Source organism: Luteolibacter sp. Populi (assembly GCF_040801775.1).
In the GTDB taxonomy this organism is placed as follows: domain Bacteria; phylum Verrucomicrobiota; class Verrucomicrobiia; order Verrucomicrobiales; family Akkermansiaceae; genus Haloferula.
Window position 1 is genome coordinate 4,215,581 of record NZ_CP161812.1, and the last position, 24,599, is coordinate 4,240,179.

General features: G+C 64.4%; 25 protein-coding genes. 14 read left to right on the forward strand and 11 right to left on the reverse strand.

Features of this window, described 5'->3' with window-relative positions:
• The first annotated feature begins 11 nt into the window (after positions 1 to 11).
• The 4 genes from ABWK72_RS17225 to serS all read left to right on the forward strand — a co-directional run bounded on the left by ABWK72_RS17225 (position 12) and on the right by serS (position 5,584).
• Positions 12 to 1,274 carry a serine/threonine-protein kinase gene (locus tag ABWK72_RS17225; RefSeq protein WP_367870806.1) on the forward strand — a complete coding sequence of 421 codons (1,263 nt, stop codon included), beginning with the start codon at positions 12 to 14 and terminating at the stop codon, positions 1,272 to 1,274.
• A gap of 140 nt (positions 1,275 to 1,414) precedes the next feature.
• Positions 1,415 to 4,174 (forward strand): hypothetical protein, encoded by a 2,760-nt coding sequence (locus tag ABWK72_RS17230; protein ID WP_367870807.1) that lies wholly within the window; start codon positions 1,415 to 1,417, stop codon positions 4,172 to 4,174.
• Between the two features lie 127 nt (positions 4,175 to 4,301).
• A complete protein-coding gene (locus ABWK72_RS17235) occupies positions 4,302 to 4,724 on the forward strand; it encodes a hypothetical protein (protein WP_367870808.1) in 423 nt (140 codons plus the stop codon).
• Complete coding sequence (gene serS / locus ABWK72_RS17240; protein WP_367870809.1) at positions 4,682 to 5,584, forward strand: serine--tRNA ligase; 903 nt, start codon at positions 4,682 to 4,684, stop codon at positions 5,582 to 5,584. The genes ABWK72_RS17235 and serS overlap by 43 nt, the downstream gene beginning before the upstream one ends.
• Positions 5,585 to 5,685: 101 nt before the next feature.
• Here serS and ABWK72_RS17245 read toward each other — a convergent pair whose 3' ends face one another.
• The gene (locus ABWK72_RS17245) at positions 5,686 to 5,970 is read right to left on the reverse strand and encodes a GlsB/YeaQ/YmgE family stress response membrane protein (protein ID WP_367870810.1); all 285 of its coding nucleotides are present in this window, start codon (positions 5,968 to 5,970) and stop codon (positions 5,686 to 5,688) included.
• A gap of 73 nt (positions 5,971 to 6,043) precedes the next feature.
• On the opposite strand from ABWK72_RS17245, the gene tilS reads away from it, so the two are divergent.
• From tilS to ABWK72_RS17265, 4 genes are all read left to right on the forward strand, one after another.
• On the forward strand, positions 6,044 to 6,991 hold the full coding sequence (gene tilS, locus ABWK72_RS17250) for a tRNA lysidine(34) synthetase TilS (protein WP_367870811.1): 948 nt from the start codon (positions 6,044 to 6,046) through the stop codon (positions 6,989 to 6,991).
• A gap of 85 nt (positions 6,992 to 7,076) precedes the next feature.
• Positions 7,077 to 7,961, forward strand: a complete 885-nt coding sequence (locus ABWK72_RS17255; protein WP_367870812.1) for an alpha/beta hydrolase — start codon at positions 7,077 to 7,079, stop codon at positions 7,959 to 7,961.
• A 57-nt stretch (positions 7,962 to 8,018) separates the two neighbouring features.
• Positions 8,019 to 8,945: a 2-dehydropantoate 2-reductase gene (locus ABWK72_RS17260; protein ID WP_367870813.1), complete on the forward strand. Its 927-nt coding sequence runs from the start codon at positions 8,019 to 8,021 to the stop codon at positions 8,943 to 8,945.
• Between the two features lie 92 nt (positions 8,946 to 9,037).
• On the forward strand, positions 9,038 to 9,271 hold the full coding sequence (locus ABWK72_RS17265) for a hypothetical protein (protein ID WP_367870814.1): 234 nt from the start codon (positions 9,038 to 9,040) through the stop codon (positions 9,269 to 9,271).
• Here ABWK72_RS17265 and ABWK72_RS17270 read toward each other — a convergent pair whose 3' ends face one another.
• Complete coding sequence (locus ABWK72_RS17270; RefSeq protein ID WP_367870815.1) at positions 9,272 to 10,030, reverse strand: PH domain-containing protein; 759 nt, start codon at positions 10,028 to 10,030, stop codon at positions 9,272 to 9,274.
• Positions 10,023 to 10,565 (reverse strand): PH domain-containing protein, encoded by a 543-nt coding sequence (locus ABWK72_RS17275; RefSeq protein ID WP_367870816.1) that lies wholly within the window; start codon positions 10,563 to 10,565, stop codon positions 10,023 to 10,025. Before ABWK72_RS17275 ends, ABWK72_RS17270 begins: the two co-directional genes overlap by 8 nt.
• A gap of 108 nt (positions 10,566 to 10,673) precedes the next feature.
• Between ABWK72_RS17275 and ABWK72_RS17280 the strand changes: the two genes are divergently transcribed.
• On the forward strand, positions 10,674 to 11,474 hold the full coding sequence (locus ABWK72_RS17280; RefSeq protein ID WP_367870817.1) for a hypothetical protein: 801 nt from the start codon (positions 10,674 to 10,676) through the stop codon (positions 11,472 to 11,474).
• Between the two features lie 10 nt (positions 11,475 to 11,484).
• On the opposite strand, the gene ABWK72_RS17285 is transcribed toward ABWK72_RS17280, so the two are convergent.
• The 6 genes from ABWK72_RS17285 to ABWK72_RS17310 all read right to left on the reverse strand — a co-directional run bounded on the left by ABWK72_RS17285 (position 11,485) and on the right by ABWK72_RS17310 (position 18,239).
• Positions 11,485 to 12,228, reverse strand: coding sequence for a purine-nucleoside phosphorylase (locus ABWK72_RS17285; RefSeq protein ID WP_367870818.1), 744 nt, complete (start codon positions 12,226 to 12,228; stop codon positions 11,485 to 11,487).
• A 194-nt stretch (positions 12,229 to 12,422) separates the two neighbouring features.
• Positions 12,423 to 13,916: a hypothetical protein gene (locus ABWK72_RS17290; RefSeq protein ID WP_367870819.1), complete on the reverse strand. Its 1,494-nt coding sequence runs from the start codon at positions 13,914 to 13,916 to the stop codon at positions 12,423 to 12,425.
• Complete coding sequence (locus ABWK72_RS17295; protein WP_367870820.1) at positions 13,913 to 14,767, reverse strand: hypothetical protein; 855 nt, start codon at positions 14,765 to 14,767, stop codon at positions 13,913 to 13,915. Before ABWK72_RS17295 ends, ABWK72_RS17290 begins: the two co-directional genes overlap by 4 nt.
• A 369-nt stretch (positions 14,768 to 15,136) precedes the next feature.
• The gene (gene argF / locus ABWK72_RS17300; RefSeq protein WP_367870821.1) at positions 15,137 to 16,036 is read right to left on the reverse strand and encodes an ornithine carbamoyltransferase; all 900 of its coding nucleotides are present in this window, start codon (positions 16,034 to 16,036) and stop codon (positions 15,137 to 15,139) included.
• On the reverse strand, positions 16,033 to 17,295 hold the full coding sequence (locus tag ABWK72_RS17305) for an aspartate aminotransferase family protein (RefSeq protein WP_367870822.1): 1,263 nt from the start codon (positions 17,293 to 17,295) through the stop codon (positions 16,033 to 16,035). The genes argF and ABWK72_RS17305 overlap by 4 nt, the downstream gene beginning before the upstream one ends.
• A complete protein-coding gene (locus ABWK72_RS17310; RefSeq protein WP_367870823.1) occupies positions 17,292 to 18,239 on the reverse strand; it encodes a DMT family transporter in 948 nt (315 codons plus the stop codon). The genes ABWK72_RS17305 and ABWK72_RS17310 overlap by 4 nt, the downstream gene beginning before the upstream one ends.
• 280 nt (positions 18,240 to 18,519) lie before the next feature.
• Between ABWK72_RS17310 and lepB the strand changes: the two genes are divergently transcribed.
• From lepB to ABWK72_RS17325, 3 genes are all read left to right on the forward strand, one after another.
• Positions 18,520 to 19,710, forward strand: coding sequence for a signal peptidase I (lepB, locus tag ABWK72_RS17315; protein WP_367870824.1), 1,191 nt, complete (start codon positions 18,520 to 18,522; stop codon positions 19,708 to 19,710).
• Positions 19,711 to 19,774: 64 nt separating this feature from the next.
• A complete protein-coding gene (locus ABWK72_RS17320; RefSeq protein WP_367870825.1) occupies positions 19,775 to 20,611 on the forward strand; it encodes a phytoene/squalene synthase family protein in 837 nt (278 codons plus the stop codon).
• Positions 20,612 to 20,645: 34 nt separating this feature from the next.
• Positions 20,646 to 21,089 (forward strand): hypothetical protein, encoded by a 444-nt coding sequence (locus tag ABWK72_RS17325; protein WP_367870826.1) that lies wholly within the window; start codon positions 20,646 to 20,648, stop codon positions 21,087 to 21,089.
• Positions 21,090 to 21,222: 133 nt separating this feature from the next.
• On the opposite strand, the gene ABWK72_RS17330 is transcribed toward ABWK72_RS17325, so the two are convergent.
• Positions 21,223 to 22,137, reverse strand: coding sequence for a histone deacetylase (locus ABWK72_RS17330; protein ID WP_367870827.1), 915 nt, complete (start codon positions 22,135 to 22,137; stop codon positions 21,223 to 21,225).
• Between the two features lie 115 nt (positions 22,138 to 22,252).
• Between ABWK72_RS17330 and ABWK72_RS17335 the strand changes: the two genes are divergently transcribed.
• Both ABWK72_RS17335 and ABWK72_RS17340 read left to right on the forward strand, forming a co-directional pair.
• Positions 22,253 to 22,573: a DUF485 domain-containing protein gene (locus tag ABWK72_RS17335; RefSeq protein WP_367870828.1), complete on the forward strand. Its 321-nt coding sequence runs from the start codon at positions 22,253 to 22,255 to the stop codon at positions 22,571 to 22,573.
• A 25-nt stretch (positions 22,574 to 22,598) separates the two neighbouring features.
• Positions 22,599 to 24,173, forward strand: a complete 1,575-nt coding sequence (locus ABWK72_RS17340; protein WP_367870829.1) for a cation acetate symporter — start codon at positions 22,599 to 22,601, stop codon at positions 24,171 to 24,173.
• 39 nt (positions 24,174 to 24,212) lie between these two features.
• Here ABWK72_RS17340 and ABWK72_RS17345 read toward each other — a convergent pair whose 3' ends face one another.
• The gene (locus ABWK72_RS17345) at positions 24,213 to 24,593 is read right to left on the reverse strand and encodes a hypothetical protein (protein ID WP_367870830.1); all 381 of its coding nucleotides are present in this window, start codon (positions 24,591 to 24,593) and stop codon (positions 24,213 to 24,215) included.
• Between the last annotated feature and the right edge of the window lie 6 nt (positions 24,594 to 24,599).

The window sequence follows — 24,599 nt, forward strand, 5'->3', positions numbered from 1 at the left end:
AAGATCACTTCATGGAGGAACGCTACGAGATCCGCGGAAAACTTGGCCAAGGCGGCCTCGGCGCGGTCTATCGTGCATACGATCGCGCCCTGAAGCGCGAGGTGGCGGTCAAACGGATCATTTCGGGCGATGACGAGGAGCATCGCGAGGAGGCCACCAAGCAGATGGAGAAGGAGACCGGCGCGCTCGCCGCCCTCCAGCATCCGAACATCGTCACCATCTATGACGTCGGCTCCGATGAGGACGGGCCCTTTGTCGTCATGGAGTTGCTCACCGGCCAGACCCTTGATGCGATTGTCGAGAAGGCGCCGCTGACCTGGCCGGATTTCCGCGAACTGGTCCTTCAGATTCAGGAAGCCCTGATCGCCGCGCAGGATCTGGCACTGATCCACCGCGATCTGAAGCCCTCGAACATCATGGTCAACTGGCTGCCTTCGGGCCGCTTCCAGGCCAAGGTGGTGGACTTCGGCCTCGCGAAATTCAGCCCGAAGGCCTCGCTCCAGACCGTCGATCACCACGACTCGATCTTCGGCTCGATCTATTTCATGGCCCCGGAGCAGTTCGAGCGCGGCGAGGTGGACTCGCGCTTGGACATGTATTCCATCGGCTGCGTCTATTACTTCACCCTGACCGGCCGCTCGCCTTTCGAGGGCGATACCGCCCTTCAGGTGATGGCGTCGCACCTGGAGCACCGGGTCATCCCGCTCAACCAAGTCCGCCCCGATCTGCCGAAGTGGGCCTGTGACTGGGTGATGTGGCACATCAACCGCTATCCGGTCGAGCGGCCGGAGAACGCGCGGGAGACCCTCAAGAGCTTCATCCAGCTCGATGTCCCACCCTCGCAGACGATCACCCAGCCGATCGTGCCAGCCGGACCACGCCCTGCCCGCCCGCGGATGGCCGGAGCTCCCCCGCCGCGTCCCGCCCCGGTGCCGACGGCGGTGACGCTCGAGCAACCGGTGAAGGCCCACACCGCTCCCCAGCCGCTGGCTCCGCCGGACGGTGCCCCGCCCAGTCTCCACACCACCACCCAGCCGGTGTCGGTGGTCGCGGACACCGGACCCCCGCCGCCGGATATTCCGCCGGTGCAGAATCCGAATGTGCCGCAGGCCCCGCTGCATGTTCCCGGCCGCGTCTTCGCCCCGCAGTCCACCTATCAGGTGCCCGTGCGGAAGAAGAAGACCAGCGAGGCGAAACGCAACTTCCTCGCCGTGCTCGGCGGGCTCTTCTTCTTGGTGGTCCTCTATTTCGTGGTCACATACTTCTCGAAGTAGGCTCGGGGCGGGCAATTGGCGGAGGACGAGAGGGCTGATTTGTCCTTTTCAAGAATTGCGGCACTTTAGTTCACGTTGTGGCATTTTTTATGCGTTATGGACCGTATAACGTGGACACAACGATGAGAAAAATTCTACTTTTGACAGCTTCCGTCGCGTCTCTTGCGGGCGTTACGGGTGCCGGGGCCCAGTCCTTCGGCATCAATTTTCGCAACGGCACCGGCGGCTTCGCGGTGAATCCCGCGAGCGGTCTCACCTACTCCGGGGTTCCCGCCAGCCAGTGGCACAACTCTGCCGGAACCCCCAGCGCCACCAATGAGGCGGTCGCCGCACCGGGGGCCACCGGCGTCACCGTTTCCTACTCTTCCGCCAATACTTGGGGGACGAATATGCCCAATGACATCGGCGACGGTTACTTGGACGATACCGCGCCCGGCCTGAGCGTCACCTTGAGCGGATTGTCCTCATTCCTTCCGCCGGGCAAGACCTACCGGGTCCGCGCCCTCCAGAGTTCGGACAACGCCACGGCATTCACTGCTGTCACGATCTATCAAGGCACGACCGCTACGGGAACGGTCCTGGCCACGCTTGCCAACCCGGTCACCGGTAGCGGTGGCCCGCTCTTCGGCGAGTCCGCTTATTCCGTCGGGCTGACCAACGATGTCATCACTCTGAAAAGCGCTCCCCGGGCCACGACCGTGCGCGGGACCCTCGCCGGGCTCGTGATCGAGGTCGTGCCGCCGCCGGCCGATCACTTCTTCAACGAGCAGGACACTACTTACGAAACGGCCCCGCTGGGCAATGGCCTGACCTCCACCTTCCGCATCGGGAGCGCCGGTGCGGACACCGTCTCGGTGAGTTCATCCGGCGGGTTGTCCGTCGGCACTGCCCCTGGCCACACCCACCTCATCGAGATTGTCTCGAACGACCGGATCGTCCCCGGCACCTACACCCTGATCGATTATGAGGGCACCATCGGTGGTGCCGGATTTGCGGGCTTTTCGCTAGGGACCCCGCATCTGGATGCCGAGCTGGTCGACAACGTCGCCGAAACGAAAATCGATCTGGTGATCACGGAGGTCGATGCCCTCCTCTGGACCGGCTCTCCGAACGCCACTTGGGATAACGCGGTGACATCCAACTGGAGCCTCTACAGTGATTCCTCCACCTCTGCCGTCTTCAAGCCGGGGGATGAGGTGATCTTCGATGACACCGCGGCCCCGGGTGAAATCACCATCTCCGGCGAGGTGAAGCCGGCCTTGGTTACCTTCGTGAACGACTCCCTCGAATACGTCTTCTCCGGAGGCTCGATCGGCGGCGCGACGGCGCTCGATTTATACGGACATACCAGCGTCACCTTCGGCAGTGCGAATACCTTTACCGGCAAGCTGACCGTGTCCGGCGGGACCTTGGTCGCCGCTGCGGAAGGTTCCTTGGGCGCGACCGGCGGCCTCGAACTCACGGATGCCACGCTGAAAGCCACGACGGACCAGACGGTCGTCCGACCGCTGAATGTGGCGGGAGGCGGTTCCACCATTGAAGTCGCTTCGGGAATGACCTTGGACCATCAAGGGAAGCTGGATTTCGATTCCACCCTCACCAAAACTGGGGAGGGGACCCTGACCTTCACGGGCTATTCGGGATCCGCAGCCACATCTGCTGCCGATTTGGTCATCGATGGCGGCAGCGTGGAATTCCGCAGCAGTTCCTTCAATGGCGCTCCTCTCGGCGGCGAGGCCTTCCAGGCCACCGTCAATACCGGCGGGATCTTGCGTTTCACCGGCTTGGACTCCATCGGCGGCGACTACTGGGACTACGCCTCCTCCCTCGGCCAGATCACGGTGGCCGGCGGCACCTTCGAAATCAATGGACGGCAGTATCTCGGCAAAAACCTCAACCCGGAAACCAGCCGCCTCGTCCTGGATGGCGGGGTCGTCACCGGCTCGGCCGCCATCGCCAGCGTGGGTTACAATGACCCTGCCAACCACGATGGCCGCTATAGCACGATCAGCGTGCTCGCCAATGCCAACGCCAGCGAGATCCGCAATGCGGGCGGCATCGACACCGGCTACCGCAGCCTGGTGCTCGCGGTCGAGGACGGTGCCGCGGTTGCCGACCTGCTGTTTGACGCCCCGGTCACTGGTGCCAATGGCTTCATCAAGACCGGCCTCGGCACGCTGACCTACACCGGCAGCGCGACTAACACGGGAACCAATGAAGTGCGGGAAGGCAGCTTCGTCCTGGCTGGCACCGGGTCCTTGGGAACGAAATCCACGCTCGATCTCGCGGCCACCGCTTCCCTCCGCCTCGACTACACCGGCACCAAGACGCTGGCGGTCTTCGAGATCGGCGGCGTCCCGCAAGCCACCGGCACCTGGGGTCGCATCGGATCCGGCGCGGAACACCCGAGCGCCTTGATCACGGGCGATGGCCTGCTGCTGGTCAGTGGTGCGGATCCGTTTGCAGACTGGATCTCGACCAATTACCCCGCCCTCACCGGTGCCGATGCGGAGGCAGGCGCCGATCCTGATGGCGACGGCTTGAGCAACCTCGTGGAATTCGCCTTCGACGGCAATCCGGCGAGTGGCGTGGATTCCGGGAAAAGCCGCAGCCGCCTGGAAACCGTCGGCACCGAGCAGGCCCTGGTGCTCACCATCCCGGTGCGGGATGATGCCGACTTCGGAGGTTCCCCATCCCTGACCGCGACGATCGATGGAGTCACTTGGACCGTGGCCGCGTCGAACGATTTGGCGACCTTTGACCAAGACGTCTCGGAGCTTACGGCCAGCGCCGAGGGACTGCCCGAACTGAGCGATGGCTGGTCCTATCGGAGCTTCCGCCTTGAGGGAGCCATTCCCGCCAGAGGGTCCAGGGGCTTCCTGCGGGTCACCGTGGAGTGAGCTTGCCAGCCCACCGGCTGTAGTGACCGACCCCGGCTGGATTTCCGGCCGGGGTCTTTTTTTCCGGGATCCAGGTGTCGATCCGCATTGGACGTTCGCCCGGGGATGCTCTAAGGCTCGCCCCGCCATGCTCGATATCCGCGAGATCCGCGATAATCCCGCCGACTTCCGCGCCCGCCTCAAGGCGCGCGGCGGTGCCCACTGGAATTTGATCGATGACGTCCTTGCCTGCGACGAGTCCCGCCGCCGTGCCGAGACCGGGAAGCAGACCCTCCAGTCCGAGCGCAAGCAGACTTCCAAGCAAATCGGGCTCCTGAAGAGCAAGGGTGAGGACACTTCGGCCATCGAGGCCGAGGTCCGCGGCATCAACGACAAGATCGCCGCGCTCGACGCCGAGGCGGACGCCGCCACCCAGCGCCAGCACGAGTTGCTGATGAGCATCCCGAATCTTCCTCATCCGGACTGCCCGCCGGGGGAGAACGAAAGCGCCAACCCGGTCGTCCGGACTTGGGGGAGAAGCCGGAGATCGTCGAGCCGAAGGACCACCTGATCCTCGCGGAGGCGCTCGGCCTGATTTCGCTGGAAGACGCCACCCGCATCGCCGGGTCGGGCTTCGCCGTGTTCCGTGGCAAGGGCGCCCGCCTCGAGCGTGCCCTGATCTCCTTCCTGCTCGACCTCCAGAGCGGCACCAACGGCTACGAGGAAGTGAACGTCCCGTATGTCGTGAAGCGCGAGTGCATGGAAGGCACCGGCCAGCTCCCGAAATTCGAGGACGACATGTACGGCACCGATCCCGGCGAGGACGGCCGCAATCAGCTCTTCCTCGCACCCACCGCGGAAGTGCCGGTCACCAATCTCTACCGCGACATGATTCTGGCGGAGAGCGAACTGCCGAAAAAGCTGGTCGCCTGCACGCCCTGCTTCCGCCGCGAGGCGGGCAGTGCCGGGCGCGACAACCGCGGGATCATCCGCATTCACCAGTTTGACAAGGTCGAGTTGGTCCAACTGGTCCACCCGGACCACGGCCTGCGGACTCTTGAAGAGCTGACCGTCCATGCCCAATCGGCGCTCGAGAAGCTCGGCCTCCACTACCGGACCATCGAACTCTGCACCGGCGATCTCGGCGCGAATGCCGCCAAGACCTACGACATCGAAGTCTGGGCACCGGGGCAGGGGAAGTACCTCGAAGTGTCGAGCTGCTCGTGGTTCGGCGATTACCAGGCCCGCCGCATGAAGCTGCGCTTCAAGGACGGGGAAGGGAAAAACCGCTTCTGCCACACGCTCAACGGCTCCGGCACGGCCCTGCCGCGGCTCTACGTCGCGCTGCTGGAGCAGTGCCAGCAGCCGGACGGTTCGATCCGCATTCCCGAGGCGCTGGTGCCTTACTTCGGCTTCCACGAGATCCGATAAAAGTAGTCCGCTCAGTCCTCTGAGCGGATGAACGAGGCTCGGGGGACAATCTGTTCGAACGGATCGCAGCACCTTGGAAGCTGCGATCCGTCGGGGCTACGCTATCGCCTGATCCAATTCCACAGTGCCAGAATCACCATCGCTCCGACCGTGGCGGTCAGGAGCGAGTGCAGCGGCGGGAAACCGCTCCCGGGGTCGGGCGGGTGCAGGAAGCCGACGTGGCGGCCGATCCAGCCTCCCACGAAGGCCCCGATGACCCCGAGGCCGATCGTGACGAAGCAGCCGCCCTTTTCCTCGCCGGGCATGACCCGCCGGGCGATCAGGCCCGAGATGAGTCCCAGCAGGACCCATCCGAGGATCTCCTTCGGTTCGCTAAAATTGACCATTAAGCTGTACCAATCGAAATTTCAGAGCCGCATTTCCATTTGGTCTTCCGATGGTTTTCCCTAAGTTCCGCGGATGCCACTTCCCGTCCCGTGGTTCTTGGAAGCTCCAAAGCGCCGCCGCTACCTGGCAGGCATCTCTGGCGGTGCGGATTCGGTGGCGCTGCTCCACTTGCTCCATCGTCACGGCTTCCGGGAAATCGTGGTTTGTCATCTCGATCACGGCCTGCGCGGCCGCGCTTCGACGGGTGATGCCCGCTTCGTGCAAAAGCTCGCCGGCGATCTGGGCTATCCCTGCGAGTCCGGGAAGACGGCGGTGAAATCCCTGGCGAAGGACACGGGCCATTCGATCGAGACCTCCGCCCGTGAAGCCCGCCACGCGTTCTTCGCCATCTGCTCGCGGAAGCATCGCTGCCCGCGCCTCTTGCTCGCCCACCACTCCGACGACCAGGCGGAGACCATCCTCTGGAATCTCCTGCGCGGCAGCCGCGGTGTCTCCGGCATGCAGGAAGTCCAGACGCTGCCGATGGGAGGCAGACCGATGGAGTGCATCCGCCCGCTGCTCGCCCGCCGCCGTCCCGAGCTGCGCGCCTGGCTGGAAGCGAAGGGCCTGCCGTGGCGCGAGGACGCCAGCAATGCCGAACCCTTCGCAGTCCGCAACCGCCTGCGCCACGAGGTCCTCCCGCTGCTGGCCGAGATCGCCAAGCGCGACCCCGCCGAGTCCCTGATCCGCGCCGCCGATGCCAGCTCCGAGCGCCGCGCAATCGAGGCCTGGGCCGTCAAGCAGGCCGCCGCCGTTGATCCCCAGGGCCGGCTCCACCTCCCCACGCTCAAGACCTTGCCTCCCGCCATGCAGTCCGCCTGCATCTACGATTTTCTCCGTAGTTCCGGCGTTCCCGGCCTCTCCCGCGATGCCCTGCAACGCTGCCTGACCCTCCTCGACCCCGCCGCCGCGCCTGCCGTCAATCTCCCCGCCGACCACATCCTCCGCCGCCGCGCCGGTCGTCTCGTTCTAACAAAATAGCGTCCCCGCGAAGCGCATCCCGATTTAGAAATTAGTGCTTGGTAATTGGTAATTCTCTTGGCCCTTAGCCAGTATTCCCCCGCTCATGAAACCCGCCTTCATCCTTCTCGCCCTCGCCATGACCGCCGCCGCCGATTGGCTCCCCCTCTGGCCCAACGAAGCCCCTGGTGCCAAGCCCCCGCCAGCCGGAACTGAAAAGATCGCGGACGGCTGGCGCTACGGCGATATCGAGGTTCCCCAGTATTTCGCCTACCCGGCCCCGAAGGACAAGAACACCGGCCAAGCCGTGGTCATCTTTCCCGGCGGCGGCTACGGCATGCTGGCCATGAACCATGAAGGCCACGACTACGCGAAGTGGCTGAACGAGCGCGGCATCACCGGCGTGGTCGTGAAGTACCGCGTCAGCGGCAATCCCGCCCTCGGCTACCAGTTCCCGGTGCCTTTCCTCGATGCCCGCCGCGCGATCCGTACCGTCCGCGCACACGCCGCGGAGTGGGGCGTGGATCCCAAGAAAGTCGGCGTGATGGGTTCTTCCGCAGGCGGCCACCTCGCCAGCCTCTGCACCACCCGCTTCGCCGATACCTTCCCGGAGGAGGGCAAGGACGACATCGACAAGCTCGACTGCCGCCCTGACTTCTCGATCCTGATCTACCCGGTCATCTCCATGGGCGAGGTCGCCCACGGTGGCTCCCGCACCAATCTGCTCGGCAAGACGCCATCCCCCGAGCTGCTGGAGAAATGCTCCACCGAGAAGCAGGTGACGGCGGCCTGCCCGCCGGTCTTCCTGCTCACCACCGCGGATGACGGGGTCGACTGCCGCAACAGCCTGAGCTTCGCCGCCGCCTGCAAGGAGCACAAGGTTCCCGCCAGCCTGCACATGTTCGAGAAGGGCGGCCACGGTTACGGCATGAATGGCAAGGGCGAACTCGCCGTCTGGCCTACCCTGCTGGATGCCTGGCTGAAGCGCTGAACGCATTCCCGGTGCGTTTCACTTTCCCGCGCGCCATCACTCGCCTAAACCTCGCGCGTGAGCTGGACCTTCGGATCAATCGCCGTCGTCGGTGCGGGCGCGGTAGGACTCTACTACGGCGCGCGCCTCGCCGCCGCCGGCGGGGACGTCCGCTTCCTGCTCCGCTCCGACTACGATGCGATCAAGGCCGATGGCATCCGCCTCGAAAGCGTCGCCGGAGATCTCCATCTCCAAGAGGTCCAGGCCTTCCGCACTCCACAGGAGATCGGCCCGGTGGACCTCGTGATCATCGCTTGGAAAGCCACCTCGAACCACCTGCTCGCCGAGGTCCTGCCGCCTCTACTCCATCCCGGCACCCAGGTGCTCACGCTTCAGAACGGCCTCGGCAATTGCGAGCGCATCGCGGAGATCACCGGACCGGAGCGCGTCCTCGGCGCGCTCTGCTTCGTCTGCCTGAACCGCCTCGGCCACGGCTTCGTCAGCCATACCGCCGGTGGCCGCCTCAGCATTGGAGAGTTCGCCAACGACAAGCGTCAGCGCGCCGCGGAGATCGCCCGCCGCTTCGCCGCCGCCGGGGTTCCTGCCGATGCCGCCGATAGCCTCGCCGCGGCGCAGTGGAAGAAGCTCGTCTGGAACATTCCCTTCAACGGCCTCGCCATCGCCGAGGGCGGCGTCACCACCGAGGACCTTCTCAAGAACCCCGCCATCGAAGCGGAGATCCGCGCACTCATGGCGGAAGTCATCGCCGCCGCCCGCGCCCAAGGCCTCGGGCTGGAGGACTCCCTGATCGAATTCAATGTCGAGCGCACCCGCCCGATGGGCCCCTACCGGCCTTCCAGCATGATCGACTACGTTGAAGGCCGCGAGGTCGAGTATGAGTCGATCTGGGCCGACCCGCTGCGCCGCGCGCAGGCCGCCGGAGCCCCGATGCCGCATCTGGCAGCCCTTGCAGAGAGGATCCGGGAGCGCCTCGCCGGATCTTGAGGATCTGACGCGATCGCGTAGGGAGGGAACTCAGGACTTGGCATTTATCAACTTCGCCGTATGAACTGGCGCAGTCGGTTCCCTGCTGTCTCATGCTTCTTCCTTACCTTTCTGTCGCGGTGCTCGCACTCGGCTTGCTCGCACCGGCGGCCTCCGCAGGCGATGCGGCACTCCGCATTTCGACCCACGGCGCGAGCGCACAAAACCTGCAGGTTGACGGAACCGCCTTCGACAGCGTCCCGGAAGCAAAGACGCCCTTCCAAGTCGCCGCGCTCGCCGGTGCCCTGCTGATCTGGCGGAATCGCCGCCGCAGCGCCGGTGCGTGACTAGGGTTTTGCTGCCGCCTGACGCAGGGCCCTTGCCTCGGCAAGCACCTCTTCCAGCGCCGCATTGAAGGAGAGGCTCGCGGCCGGTAGCTCTTGGACCGGAGCATGATGATCGTCACGATCGCCCAGCCCGGCATCCTTGTGCCCGCGCATCCGCGCCGCGATCAGGCCCTTCAGCTCCTCCGCATTGTCGATCCCGCGGAAGTAGGCGGTGTGGAGGTTCAAGCCCACGGTCTGGTGTTGCTGGGCCGAAGCCCCGCTGCCGCCGCCTGCCGTTTCGACCTTCAGGTCCGCGATTCCTAACAGGCGCTGGATCGGCCCCTGGGTCACGGAGAGGTTCTGGATATTGGCGAAGGTGAAGGTGATCTCGCGAACGGTCGCAACCCCCTCGCGGATCCGCAGGCTGCGGTCGGTCACCAGATACCAGCGCTTTTCGTAGTCGAGGTGGACCAGCGCCAGGCGAAAGAGCGCGTGGCCGCTCAGCACCGCGAGCAGCAGCACTTCCACCCCGACCAATGCGGCGACCACCTCGCCCTTGTAACTCCCGTCGTCTGCGAAGATCGCGATGATGATGCCGATCGGGACCAGCGCGAGGAGGAAGGAGAAGCCGGTGGTGATGCCCCACATCACCTTGAGGTACTGCAGGAACTTCGGCGCGGCGCGGAAGACCCGGGCGCTCGCCTCATCGCCCGGCGGCGGCTCGGGCTCCGGCGGGATCCGCAACCACTTCTCGGCGAGCTGTCGGAAGACGCTATACATCGGGGTGCTGGCTGCGGGTTTCCAGCGCCTCGCGGGTCCGGCGCAGTTCGTCGCGGATTTGCAGCAGCAGCTCGACCGAACCTTCGCCCGCCGCTTGCGGGGCATGGCCTGGCTGGGCGGCAGCAGCCGGTCGCGAATCCCCGCGTGCGCCGCGCATCCGCGAGTAGAGGAAGTCGCGGATCGCCTCGAATTCCCTGAAGCCTTCGATCACCAGCTCGGCTCCCGAATTGCCGGAGGCCGTTTGCACCTGCACATCCGCCAGACCCAGCCAGCGCTGGATGAAGCCGGAGCTGAGGTGGATATCCTGGATGCGGGCGTAGGTCAGGTTCACCTCCCGCCGGAACAGGATACCGACCTTCATGTGGATGCCCTCCTCGTCGAAGCGGTAGCGCAGCGTCAGGTAGCGGAAGTAATGATAGGGCAGGGTAATGAAAATCGCCGGTCCGCTGAGGATACAGCGGATCACATAGAGCTTCCACAGTGAAGGCTGGGGCCGCTCGAGAGCGAAGATGCCGGTGTCGGGTTGAGCAGGCACGGTCTCATTCGAGCAGAGCCGCCGCCGCATGGCGAACCGATACCGTCGCGATCGCGTTGGAATCCCGGTGAATAATTCCACCGCGGATCCGTCGGATATCTGCTCGCCATGAAAACCTCTCCCCGCTTCCTCGCGCCCGGGATCTTCATCCTGGCCCTGCTGGCGTCCTGCCGCGACCCGGAGTTGGAAAGCCTGCAAGCGGAGAACCACACCAGGAAAATGACCGCGGAACTGCAGAGGCAGCACCGCGAGGACCGGCAGGCGCTTGCCGCCCGGATGGCCAGCCTTGAGAGGGCCAGGGAGCTGCTCAGCGCGGAGCTGGAGGCAGCGCGTGTCGTCTCGGGATCTCCACCATTGGAAGATCCAGCATCCGCTGCTCCCGTCTCCGATTCCCTGGCCGTCTCCGGGCCCGAGGAAGACGACGACTACACCGCGAAGCAAAAGCGCAAGATCTCCACCTATCAAGCGAAGGGCCTCGGCGGCATCCCGCCGGAAATTTCCGCGGAGATCGTCCGCCGCGCGCGCCGCGATACCCGCAGTTGGGCAGCTCTCGATGATATCGGCGCGCAGAAGGAAGGCTACCTTACCGTCCAGGCCTTCGCGGTCACGGATACCGATATGCTCAGGGACGACCGCGACCAACTGGTCTACGCCCTCAAGCGCGAGCATCCCGGCGATTGGGCCTCGATGGCGCGGCAGCTTCACCAGCAAGTGGATGCCTGGAAGGTGCTCGAGGAATGGAAGCTCAGAGGCGTCCCCGGCTTGGAAACATGGGAGACCGAGGCCGTGCTATGTGGCGTGAGGGCGAAGTATCCCTACGATTGGTCCTCCGCGCTCCAAGCCGTGGGAGAAGAAGCGAGGCGGATGGTAGCCGGGCGTGAGAAGGTGGCCTTGCGAAGCAGGAATTGAAGGGTCCGTGCTACTCCTCGCTCCCGCACCAATACTCCAGCAGATCCATCATCGCCGCAGCCGCCGCGGCACCCGTTTCGATCACCTCGGCATGATTCAGAGTCGCGGGGCTGAGACCCGCCGCCCAATTGGTCAGGCAGGAGAAGGCGCTCACCTTCATCCCCAGCGCGCGGGCTTGCAGCGCCTCCAGCACCGTGCTCATCCCGACCGCATCCGCACCCATGGTCCGCAGCATCCGGATCTCCGCGGGCGTTTCGTACTGCGGTCCTCGTAGTCCGGCATAGACGCCCTCGTGGAGCGGCATGCCGATCTCTCCCGCGTAGGAGCGGAAGTTCGCGCGGGCCGCGCCATCGTAAACCTCCGTCATGTCCACGAAGTTCGGCCCGCCTTCCAGCGGCGAGGTTCCCGTGAGATTGAGATGGTCGGAAAGCATCATCCAAGTGCCGGGCGGCATCTCCGCATGCAGCGTGCCGGCGGCATTCGTAAGCACGAGATGACGCACGCCTTGCGCATGCATCCAGCGCACCCCCGCAGTCAGCGTGCTGGCGTCATGCCCTTCGTAAAGATGCACGCGGCCCTGCATCACGATCACGGACTTGCCACCGAGCTTGCCGAAGAGGAAGCGCCCGGCATGACCCTTCACCTTGGAAACCGGCAGGCCCTCATCCGCGAAGCCCGCGGTCCTCTCCACCAGCACGCGGTCCGCCAGCGGACCCAACCCGGAGCCGAGCACGATTCCCACGATTTCTGCCATGCGGCGACTTTGCACGGGTCATGCCAGATGGGGAAGTCTGCACTCTATCTCCTGGAGGGAGAATCGCGAGTAGCCGGTGGTCGACCGCCTCAAGCGCGAAAACCACCGGTCCTCGGCGTGAGGAAAACGAACTCCGGACGGGGTTCTAGCAGGTTTGCGATTCGCCTATTGTGTCCCCTCGCCCCGGCCTCATCTCACGGAAGTTTCGTCGCCTGATAATACAGCACCTGCCCCTCCAGCGCCGCGCCATCCGCCGCGCGCAGCGCACTCAGGTCGAGCCGGTGAATCGCGCCCTCCTTCGCCTCCACGCCGATCGACACGCTCTTCTTGTCCTCCGCCATCACCGGCGAATCCAGCGCCAGCACCGCCTCGTCGATCTTCGGCGAGCCGTAGTCCTGGCGATAGAGATAGCTGAAGCGATTTCCCGCAATCCCTTCCAAGCCCGCCGCCACCGGTTGGCTGAAGCTGATCCGGAAAACCTGCTTCCCACCCTCTTTCTCCAACTTCACCGCGGTCACGATGAAAGCCTTGTCCAAGCCCGAAGGAGTAATCTTCACCAGCCCCTCCGCACCCGCCCATGAAAGATGCGTCTTGCCAACCCACAGCGCACCGTCCGATCCGAAGGACAACCGGTGGTTGCCATTGCCCAGATCCGTCCCATCGAACATCGGCAGCAGCGCACACTGGCGGAAGCCGCCGACATCATCCGGCAGGTAGCGCACCATCCGGTTCTGGTTCATCTCGCCGAGCAGCACCTGGCCGGCGTAGGGCCCCCAGGCCTCGGGAAAGATCACCGGCTGCGTCGGCGAATTCGCCAGATCTCCCTGCGGGAAACGCCCGGTCTCCTTGTTGCGCATCGCATCCAGCTCCGGCACCGGCAGCATCCGCGGATCGCCCTTGTCCCAACCTTCGCGCCACACCAGCGAGGCCGGGTGACCGTTGAAGCTGCCGCGCTTCACCACATGCAGCGGCGAGGTCCCGCGCCAGTCGCCCTCGTTGTCCGTGACCAGCAGATTCCCCTGGGCATCGAATCCGATGCCTTCCGGCGAGCGGAAGCCGCACGCGAAGGGCTCCGTGGATTTGCCGTCCGGCGAGACTCTCATCACCCAGCCGCGATACGGCACGCGCGAATACATGCGGCCCGCATCCTTGCTGCGCTTGCTCCAGTTTTGGTCGTGGATCATCTGCTTGAAGTCGAGCACGCCGATGTCCGACCACTTGCCGCGGATCTCCTCCCGGATGCCGGCACCGTTCGAGCCGAGGTTGAGCGCGATGTAGTAGAACCCATCCGGCCCCTTGGCCGGACCGAAGGCGAATTCGTGGTAGTTCCCGGTCATGCCGAAGCCATCGAAGACGGTTTCGTATTCATCGGCCTTGCCATCACCGTCGCTGTCCTTGATCCGCGTCAGCTCGGAGCGCTGCATCACCACGAAGCTGGAGGACGACTCCGCAAAAATTCCCAGCGGCTCCTGAAGGCCCTCCGCGAACTTCGACCAGCTCTTCTTCGCCGGATCGAAGATCATCAGCTCGCCGCGATGAAACACCGTCGCAATCCTGCCGTCCGGCAGAGCAGCCACACCGCCGATCTGCGGATCCACGCCGGATGGGTTCGGCATCCGTTCCACCTTGAAGGTGACAGCGGCCGCCGAAACCGTCAACGCGGCGAAGTACGAGAGATACCGTATCATTTCCAGCGGTAGGTGAGGGTGAAGGATTTGGATTGCTCCGGAGTCAGGGTCAGGCTGCCGGTGCTGGATGTCAGCTCGGCACCTTCCGCTTGGTTCACAAAGAAGATTCCGTTTTTGCTCGTGAATTGACGCTCGATCCCGTGGCCATCCGGCAGCGCCTTGACGGTCTCCTCCACGGTTGCCCCCGACTCGACCTGGTAGCGGAAGCTGGGAATGCCATCCCTGCCCACGCGGTAGCCGAGAAACTTCCTAGGGAAGGTCTTGGTGGTATCGAAGGCGAGGGGCTCCGACTTCTCCCGGTATACCACTGCGCCATCGATCTTCGCCAGGGAGCTCCCGTTCGCCTTGAAGTAGGGCCAGCCGTCGATGAAGCCGCCCTTCCACACATATCGCAGCCGGCACTCCGTGGCATCGAAGCAATACGAGAGATCACCCGGCAGCGCCACCGCGATTGCCGCGGGCGAGGCATCCGGCAGGAAGATCCGCATCACCTGCGGGCGGCGGACCATCGTCGGCGGCACCGCGTAGGGATCGCTCTCGGACTTCTTCTTCTCCGTCTTGCCCGTCGCGGTGGCCATCACGTAGCCATGCAGCTCGCGCAGCACCGGCTCGCCGAGATGTGCCATCGAGGGCATCTCGATGAAGCCATCGCGCTTGTGCTCCGGCTTCACGCACCACTTCACGAAGTCGTCCGGATTGTTGCCGTAGATCCCCGCGACTTCCACCAGCGAGGGACCCACCAGCACGTGGTCCACGGCATGGCAGGCCGAGCAATGGGTCTGGAAAGTGAGGGCCGGTGGATCGGCGGCGAGCACCGCGCCCACGGGCAGGAAGAGGAGGAGCATTCTCATTCGATTGGGCCAAGTCTCCCGGCTTTTGCGCCGGGTGCAAGAACGGGAAACGAAAAGGAAGTGCCGAAACCCAAACCGGTGCCACCCTCAGCCGTACCGTATTCAGTCGCGCAGCGACCGTGGACTGCGTGCAGCCTGCTGCCGCTGTAGGCAGGCAGCCTGCTGCCGTGAAGCACCTGACATTACCGATACACCCTCCGTGTCCGGTTCGGGAATTTCACGCGGCTCGCCTTTGCAGCGCCCCTCGCAGCAGGCTGCATCGGGACAGCGGCAGCAGGCTGCGCGCAGTCCACGGCGGCTGCGCCGCGGCTGCCTAATCCATACCACCGCGCCCGAAACGTCACTGATGGGGCACCACTCCCGACACCCTCACCCAACCGCCAGCGCCACCAGAATCGCCTTCTGCGCGTGCAGGCGGTTCTCCGCCTCCTGGAAAATCACGCCGGCGTGCTTCTCCAGGATTTCCTCCGTGATCTCCTTGCCGCGATACGCCGGGAGGCAGTGCAGCACGATATGCCCGGGCGCGGCGTGCTCAAGAAGCGAAGCATTCAACTGGAAAGGTCCGAAAGCCTCCTCCTTGTCCTTCTGATCTTCCTGCCCCATCGAAAGCCACACGTCGGTGTTGATCACGTGCGCACCCTTCGCCGCAACTACGGGATCCGTAGTAAGCGTGACATTCTGCGCATCCAGCTTGGCCAGGAACTCCGCGGTCGGCTGATACGCGGCAGGAGCCGCAACCGCCAGTTCGAAGCCCAGGCGCTTCGCCGCCCACATCCACGAGATCGTCATGTTCGAGAAGCCGTCGCCGATGAAGGCGATCTTCTTCCCGTCCCAGCCGCCGAGCGTTTCCTTTACGGTGAGCAGGTCCGCCAGGATCTGGCAGGGGTGCTCGTCGTCCGTCAGCGCATTGATCGTCGGGATCCCGGAGTATTCCGAGAATTCCACCACATCCTGCTGCGCGAAGGTCCGGATGATGCAGCCATGCACCATCCTGCCCAGCACCCGCGCGGTGTCCTTGATCGGCTCCCCGCGGCCAAGCTGGATGTCGTTCTTCGAAAGGAACATCGGAAAGCCTCCCAGCTCGCGGATGCCCACTTCAAAGGACACGCGCGTCCGCGTCGACGACTTCGTAAAGATCATCGCCCAGGTCTGCCCGGCCAATGGCTGTCCACTGTGATAGCCGCGCTCCTTCTTCAGTTCAACGGCGCTATCGAGCAGCGAAACAATCTCACCCGCGGTGAGTTCTTCGATCGAGAGAAGGTGCTTCATGACAAGGAAGACAGTACGGCTTTGAAAGTAGAGAGAGCCTCGTCGATCTCGGCGTCCGAGACATTCAGAGGAGGCAGGAGACGGATGGTGTCAGGTCCGGCAGGTGGAACGAGCAGCCCGGCTTCGAGCATCTTCCCGCAAACAAATGCAGCAGGCAGCTTTCCTTCCGGCACCGCGAACTTCGTGGCATCGATACCCACCCCGAGAAGCAATCCAATCCCGCGCACTTCCGTGATCACCGGCAGCTCCCACGATGCGATCTGCTCGCGGATCCGCTGCTCCTGCCGGAGCACGTTCGAGTTGAGATCCTTCTCCGCGATCTCCGCCAGCACCGCCAGCGAGGCCGTGCATGCCAGCGGATTCCCGCCGTAGGTCGTGCCGTGCGATCCGGGTCCCATCAGCGAGGAAAGCGCCTTGCCTGCATCATCGATCGCCCGGTCGGAAAGCCAGAAGGCCCCGATCGGGAAGCCGCCGCCCATGCCCTTCGCCCACGAAATCGCATCCGGCTCGATCTCCGCAGCGAGTGCCCGCCACGCCATCGCCTGGCCGCAGCGTCCGAAGCCCGTCTGCACTTCATCGAGCAAGAGCAGCAGGTCATGCTTCTTGCACAACGCCGCGACGCCGCGCAGGAATTCCGGCGTGGCGACATTAACGCCGCCCTCGCCCTGCACCGGCTCTAGCAAGATTGCCGCGGTCTCCGGCGCAATTGCCGCTTCGAGCGCCGCGAGGTCATTGAGGGGCAGGTGCCGGAAGCCTTGCGGCAGCGGATCAAATCCCTCTTTCACCTTGTCCTGTCCGGTGGCACTGATGCCGCCGAGGGTCCGGCCGTGGAAGGACTTCGTGAAACTAAGAACCTCGTACCTCGGCGCGCCATCCGCCTGCGGCTTGGCATGGCCGAAGCGCCGCGCGGTCTTGATCAGGCCATCGTTCGCCTCCGCGCCGGAGTTCGCGAAGAAGACCTTGCCCGGAATTTTCACGTGGTCTTCCACGATCACCCGCGCGAGCTCTTCCTGCTGCGGAGTGAAGTAGAGATTCGAGACATGCAGCAGGGTGCCAGCCTGCTCGCGGATCGCTTCCACCAGCCGCGGCGGACAATGGCCCAGCGAGCACACGGCGATCCCCGTGCAGAAATCGAGATACGACTTCCCGGCATCGTCCCACACGCGGCTGCCCTCGCCGCGGACCAGCGTGACGGGGAAACGGGCGTAGGTGGATAGAACGTGGCTCATGGGAAAGGGGCGGACGCTAGCGGTCTTCATGGTTTTGGCAAATCGGGAATTTGGACGATATCGGCAGGGACGGGAGATAAGGGTTCGGCTGCTGGCAGGATCGGGCTCTTCTTCCCTGCCGCCACCCGCCAGGTGGCGAAGAGCGTGAGCGCGGCCCCCGCCAGCTCCAGCGCCGTGAAGCGCTCGCCGAAGAACAGGAAAGCTCCCGCCGCGGTGACCACCGGCAGCAGCATCTGGATCGAGGAACCCTGCGAGACCGGCAGGGTCCGGTAGGCATTCGTCATCACCAGTTGCGACACACCCACAATGGCGGCGGCCAGGATCAGGAACAGGTGCCCGGCCGCGGGCAGTTCCAGCACCTTGTCTCCCCGCAGCGGCAGCGCGAAGAGGATGCTATAGAAACACTGCGAGGCATAGATCGTGCCCGCATGCTCGGTCGCCCGCAGCTTGCGGATCAGCACCACCACGATCCCGGCGCCCAGCGCCCCGGCCAGCGCCACCAGATCCCAGCTTGAGAAGCTACGGGTGGCATCTCCCCCCACGAAAGCCAGCAGGCCTGCGAAGCCGGCCAGCATCCACAGCAGGGCAGGGCGGGAGATTTTTTCCTTCAGCCACCATGCGGCGATCAGCGTGGCGAAGATCGGATAGGTCAGGTTCAGCACCACCGCCCGCGAGGCCCCGAGCGTGCCGATCGTCACGTAGAAGGCGGCCGTCGCCAGCGCCCCGATCACACCCCGTGTGGCTACCAGCGGACTGCCGACCAGTGCCTTCAGCGAAAGCCCCCGGCCAAACCCATAGAGCGCCGCGACCATCAGCATGCCCACCGAGCCGCGGTATAGAATGCCCATCCAGCCATCGGCGGCCGGCAGGTGCAGGCTGAGCGCACGCATTAGCAGCGTGTTCGCAGCGAACAGGAACACGGACAGCAGCATCAGCAGCAGGCCGCGCGGGTCGGGAGCATCGGGTGGTTTCATCGGATCATGGTGGGATCCGGAAACGGCGGGCTCAGCGAAGGGGAATCAGCTCTTTCCTCCGGGGGCCTTGGGCCGCGTCCGGAGGTGGCAGGGTGCCATCATGCTCCGAACGCGCCTGCACGCCAAAGGGCGCGGGCGACGAGTCGGACAGCATGGCGATGGAGCGCAGGCACGGGCCGGGAAGTGGCAAAGCCGCGGTGGAAAGTCAAGTCCACATTGGAACGCCTCCCGTTAGGCGGGGCTTGCATGCTCCGGATTTCGCACCGAGACTTCGCCCCTGATGTTCACGCCGAAGTGGAAGAAAGAGGCGAAGCTGCTGCACAAGGGGGCGAAGAAATTCATCGATTACAAGCGCGACCTCCTCAAGGAAGACCGCATCGAGGAAATCGAGTCCCGCCGTGCCGATCTGCTGGAAGCGGTGAAGTCCGATGACAAGCCGCGCGCCGAAGAAGCTTCCAAGCAGCTCCGCAATACTTGCGAGAAGGCGCTGCCTCATTTCCCCCAGCAGAGCGCTTGGGAAGAGAACGTCGAGGTGATCTTTGTCGCCCTGGTCGTGGCACTCGGCCTGCGCGCTTACGTCGTGCAGCCCTTCCGGATTCCGACCAATTCGATGCAGCCGACGCTGAACGGGATCAATATCCGCCAGCCCGCCGACTACAAGGAGCCGTGGTTCGGCAAGCGGGCCCTCGATTTCGTCCTCCGCGGTTCCAGCTACCCGGACATCGTCGCCAAGAACGATTGCACGGTCGTCGACTTCCGCGATGCCTCCTGGTTCCTCTTCACCCGCACCGAGGTCGCCCTCAGCGATGGTAGCAAGATCAAGATCGCGGCACCCGAAGGCGAAGTGCAGGGCAGTTTGAACCAGCCGGGCACCCCTCCCGGGATGTTCCGCTCCAAGGTTTTCAAGAAGGGCGATCCGATCCTGCGCGGCCGCGTCGATTCCGGCGACCTGGTGCTCGTCGACAAGGTTTCCTATCACTTCCGCAAGCCCAAGCGCGGCGAAGTCTTCGTCTTCGATACCCGCGGCATCCTGACCGGCGGTCGCAAGACCGGGCCGATGGCCGACCAGGAAGGCACGCACTACATCAAGCGGCTCTCCGGCGTGCCCGGTGACACGCTCTCGATCACCCCGCCCAACCTTTGGGTGAACGGCCGCATCTCCCAGGAGCCCGGCAACCAGCGCGTCATCCGCGCGGAGGGGCTTTACCACGAATTCAATCCTAACGGCTACCAGCTCCCCGATCCGAATGCCCGGGGCCGCTACCCCTGCCCGCTCTCCAGCGAGGGCCAGGAATTCCATCTGGCCGATCAGGCCGCGCCCGGCATGCGCGAGTATGCCGCTCTCGGCGACAACACCAAAAACTCCCTCGATTCCCGCTACTGGGGCTCGGTCAAGGAGTTCAACCTCGCAGGACCCGCGCTTTTCTCACTCTGGCCGATCACCAGCGGCCACTGGGGCTTCATCCGCTGATGGTTGCGCAAAAGCACGAATGGCGGACATGGCACTTTACGTGCATCGTACGCCACCTTTCCCCATGAACGATTCCGCTGAGATCACGCGCCAAGCGAAATCGAACCTCGCCTTCGCGCTGCAAATCCTGCCCAAGGATCGGCGGGACGGGATGGTGACCTTCTACGCCTTCTGCCGGGTGGTGGATGACTTGGCCGACGATCCCGAGCAGCCGCTCGAGGAGCGGGAGGCCGCCTTGCTGGCATGGAAGCAGGGGCTCGAAAACGGCTTCCCCGAGCCCGACTCCCTGCAAGCCGAGGTGGTCGCGCTGATCGAACGCCACTCGATCCCGGTGAACCTCCTCACGGCGATCATCGACGGTTGCCTGATGGACCTGCGATCGCAGCGCTTCGGCACTTGGGAGGATCTCTCGCAGTACACTTACAAGGTGGCCTGCGCTGTCGGTCTGGCCTCGCTGAAGGTTTTCGGCGCGGAGGATCCGGCCTCGGAGAAATACGCGGTGGCCCTCGGCCATGCCCTGCAGCTCACGAACATCCTGCGCGACGTGGGCGAGGACCTGGCCAATGGCGTGCGCATCTACCTGCCGCTGGCCGATCTCGCGCGCTTCCAATACACCGAGCGCGACCTGATCGGCCGCGTCTATGACGGGCGCTTCGTGGCGATGATGAATTACCAGGCCGAGCGGGCCGAGTCCCTCTACAACGAGGCGGTGGCCGCCAAGCCGAAATCGGACGCGAAGGCCCTGGTGCCGGCGGAGATCATGCGCTCGATCTATCAGACCCTGCTGGCCAAGATGAAGCGCGACGGCTTCAAGGTCTTCGACCGCCGCTACAGCCTCTCGAAGGCACGCAAGATGGCGATCTTTTCGAAGCATTTCTTGCGCCTCGGCCCGGCGGTCTGAATATTCCGGCATCCGCATCGTCCCAATGGCCGCAATGAAAGTGCTAGTTTTCCTGCCCTTCGCCCTCGTGGCGGCTTCCTGCATCTATCCGGAGCCCTACCCGCCGCCGCACCGCGCGCCCTACCGGCCCGGCGGTCCCGCCTATCCCTACGCCCGCGACCGCGAATCGCAGCAGCCGCCGGATTCCGGAGCCTACGACGAAACCGGTCGCTACGAGCGCGTCCCCGACCGGAATTCGCCACCGCCGCAGGAGAACCGTCCGCCCGCGCCGCGGATCGACGATGACTTCGAGCCCGGCCCGAGCACACCAGCGCCCGAGCCGAAGCCGCGCACGGAGCATCCCACCGCGGAAGCGACGGAGACTCCCGGCCGCGTGCTCAGCCCTTACCCGCCTTACAACGTGATCGACGTGGAAGGCTTCAAGAGCGGCGCCCTCGCCAAGGACCCCTCGAACGGCAAAATCTTCCGCGTGCCCTGAGCCGCGGGGATCCTCCGGCTTGTCTCATCCGTCCTATATCTAATGCTAGATATCGGACGGATGAGACAAGCCGGGTATCCCCGGATTTTAGCCACCCCGCTCCGGGGGCTTCTAGTGCCAGCCGCGGAAAAAGTCAGAGTCCGCGATACTCCACGGCCAGCTTCTTGGCCGTGGCCACCGTGTTGCGGTGGATCTTCGCGGTGAAGTCCGGCTGGCGGTTGTAGCCGCCGCCGTAGAGGACGGCGACCGGCACGCGGTTGCGGATGAAGGCGCGCAGCAGGACCTCGTCGCGGCGCTGGAGGTCCTTTACGGACAGGTGCATCTGGCCGAAGCGGTCGTTGCGGTGATTGTCCGCCCCGGCGATCCAGATCACGAGGTTCGGGGCGAAGGCGTCGAGCGCCCCGGCCAGGGTGCTGAAGAGCTGGTTCAGGTACATCTCGCCCTCCACGTAGCGGACGGTTTCCACGTCCATCGAGCCGGCGATTTTCTGGGTTGGGTAGTTCTTCCCGACGTGGATCGAGTAGGTGAAGACCCGCGGGTCGTCGCCGAGCAGGGCGGCGGTGCCGTTGCCCTGGTGGGCGTCGGTATCCACCACCATGATCTTGATGCCCGGCTGCTTCGCCTGCAGGTCGCGGATCGCGATCGCCACGTCATTGAAGACGCAGTAGCCCTCGCCGTGTTCGCGGAAGGCGTGGTGAGTCCCGCCGGCGAGGCAGACCGCGACTCCCTCCGCCAGCGCGGCGTGGCAGGCCTGGCGGGTGGCTTCGACTTCGGTGGCGCTGCGGGCGTAGAGTTCCGGCGTGACCGGCAGGCCGAGTTGGATCTGCTCTTTCCGGCCCAAGAGACCGGAATAAATGCTCTCGACGTAGGCACCGTCGTGCACGGCTTTCAGAAGATGGCTATCGGCGGCCCTGACCTCGATGATTTCCTCGGGCTTCAGGATCCCGCCATCGAGGAGCATGTCCTTGGAAATACGGAACTTCTCCATGGGGAAGGGGTGTCCCGATGGCAGCTTCAGCTCCAAGGTCTCCGAATAAAAGCAGCGCATGGCCTGCCCCCACGCAACCACAGGCCGGGCCCCTTGCCCAATGGATTTTCCCTGTGGCATCGCCGCCATGGGTTTTTGACAGGTTCCACCGCGGCTGATAGGCCTCCAGAACTCCATGGCAAACCCAAGTAAACCCGATTGGGAAGCGCTGGCCGCGCGGCCCGCTTTCGCCGAACTGCTGGCGGCCAAGCGCCGCTTCATTGTTCCGGCCACGATTTTCTTCCTGATCTACTACATGGCCCTGCCGATTTTGGTCGGATACTTCCCGGAGCTGATGAAGCGCCCGGTCTACGGGAAGATCAACGTGGCCTATGCCTTCGCCTTCTCGCAGTTCATCATGACCTTTGTCGTCGCCTGGCTCTACATGCGCACCGCCCGAAAGTGGGATGCGATGGAACACGCCCTCCTGTCCTCCATCGAAACCCCGAAGTCCTGAGCCGATGCTGCTAGCCAAGATTGAAATGACGCCCGCGCTCGGGATGTTCCTCGCCTTCGTGGCGCTCACCCTGGTGATCACCTGGCTGAGTGCGCGCAAGGCCACCGGGTCTGCCAATTACTTCGCCGCGGGGCGCAGCATCAAGGGCTGGCAAAACGGCCTGGCCGTGGCCGGCGACTACATGAGCGCCGCCAGCTTCCTGGGCATCTCCGGGATGATCGCCTTCAAGGGCTTCGATGGCTTCATGTATTCGGTCGGTTTCCTGGTCGCTTACCTGACCGTGCTGCTGCTCGTCGCCGAGCCACTGCGCAATGCGGGCAAGTACACCATGGCGGACCTGCTTGCCTACCGCATGAGTCCGCGACCGGTGCGGGCGATGGCCTCGCTCAGCACGCTGATGGTTTCCTCGATCTACATGATCGCGCAGATGGTCGGTGCGGGCGGGATCATCAAGGAGCTGATCCATGTCGAATTCGCGCCGGCGGTCATCGGCGTGGGCGTGCTGATGCTGGTGTATGTGGTCTTCGGCGGCATGCTTGCCACCACCTGGGTGCAGATCATCAAGGCGGTGCTGCTGATGGGCGGTGCCTTCGCGCTGAGCTGGATGGTGCTGGGCAAGCACGACTACAGCCTGACCAAGTTCTTCGAGGCCGTCTCGCATGCCGACTATGCTGGCACGACCGAGCCGAAGAACCTGCTCGAGCCCGGCATGAAATACGGTGCCGCCGTGAATATCTGGGGGCCGCTCGACTTCATCTCGCTGGCGCTGGGGCTGGTGTTAGGAACCGCGGGACTACCGCACATTCTCGTGCGCTTTTATACCGTGCCGGATGCGAAGACGGCGCGGGTCAGCGTGGCTTGGGCAATCGGCGTGATCGGGGTCTTCTACATCCTCACGACCTTCTTCGGGTTTGGTGCGGCGACGATCCTGCAGAAGTCCGCAATTCTGACCGAGAGTGGCGCAGAGAATACCAACATGGTCGCGCCGATCCTGGCGCACGCGCTGGGTGGGGAGATGTTCTTCGCCTTCATCAGTGCGGTGGCCTTCGCCACCATCCTCGCGGTGGTCGCGGGTCTGACGATGAGTGCCAGCACCTCCTTCGCGCACGACTTCTACACGAACGTGATCAAGCGCGGTGCGGAGTCCGCCGCGGACCAAGAGGTCAAGGTGGCCCGGATCACCGCATTCTTCGTCGGTGCGATCAGCATCGGCATCGCGATCAAGATGGGGCCGACGGCGAATGCCGCGTTCCTGGTCGGCCTGGCCTTCGCGGTCGCGGCCTCGGCCAACCTGCCGGTGATCCTGTTCTCGATCTTCTGGAAGCGCTTCAACACGACCGGTGCCGTCGCCGGTCTGGCCACGGGCCTGGCTTCGGCGGTGATCCTGATTTTGCTCAGCCCGAACGGGATCTTCGGCAAGAAGGGCGCGATCTTCCCGCTGGAGAATCCCGGCATCCTCAGCATTCCGCTGGGCTTCCTGGGCGCATGGCTGGGAACGATCTTCTCGAAGCGCGATCCGGAAGCGGAAGCGAAGTTCGCCGAGCTGAATTTCCGCGCCCAGACCGGCCTCGGGTCGGAGAAGGCGAGCAGCGGGCATTGATCGGATTCCAGCCGGCATGCCAAGGGTCGCTGCCCGATCCTATTCCAAGGACTGCATGAAGAGCTTGGCGGCGAGATAGATCCACACCGGGAAGAACAGCCAGAGCCAGCCACAAATGCGCACGACACGCTCCGGGGTTGGGCCGTCAATCGCGGTGAAAGGGCTGACCCGCATGCCGATTCCCCCGAGAAGATCCGGCCTCCAAATGCAAGCGAGCGGGATGAGATAGAAGGCAACCGAGCGAAGCGCGTCGCCGAAACCGCTAGAGCGAAATACCAATCCTGCCCACAGAAGCGTGATCGCTATCGCAGCGATCCGCTCGATCCGCTGGGTTCGTGAGATCGCGTAGTCGCCCTGTTGGTCGAAGCTCCACGCGGGGTCTCCCTCCGCTTCCCGGCCACGGGTATCCTTTCGAGCCATCTCAGG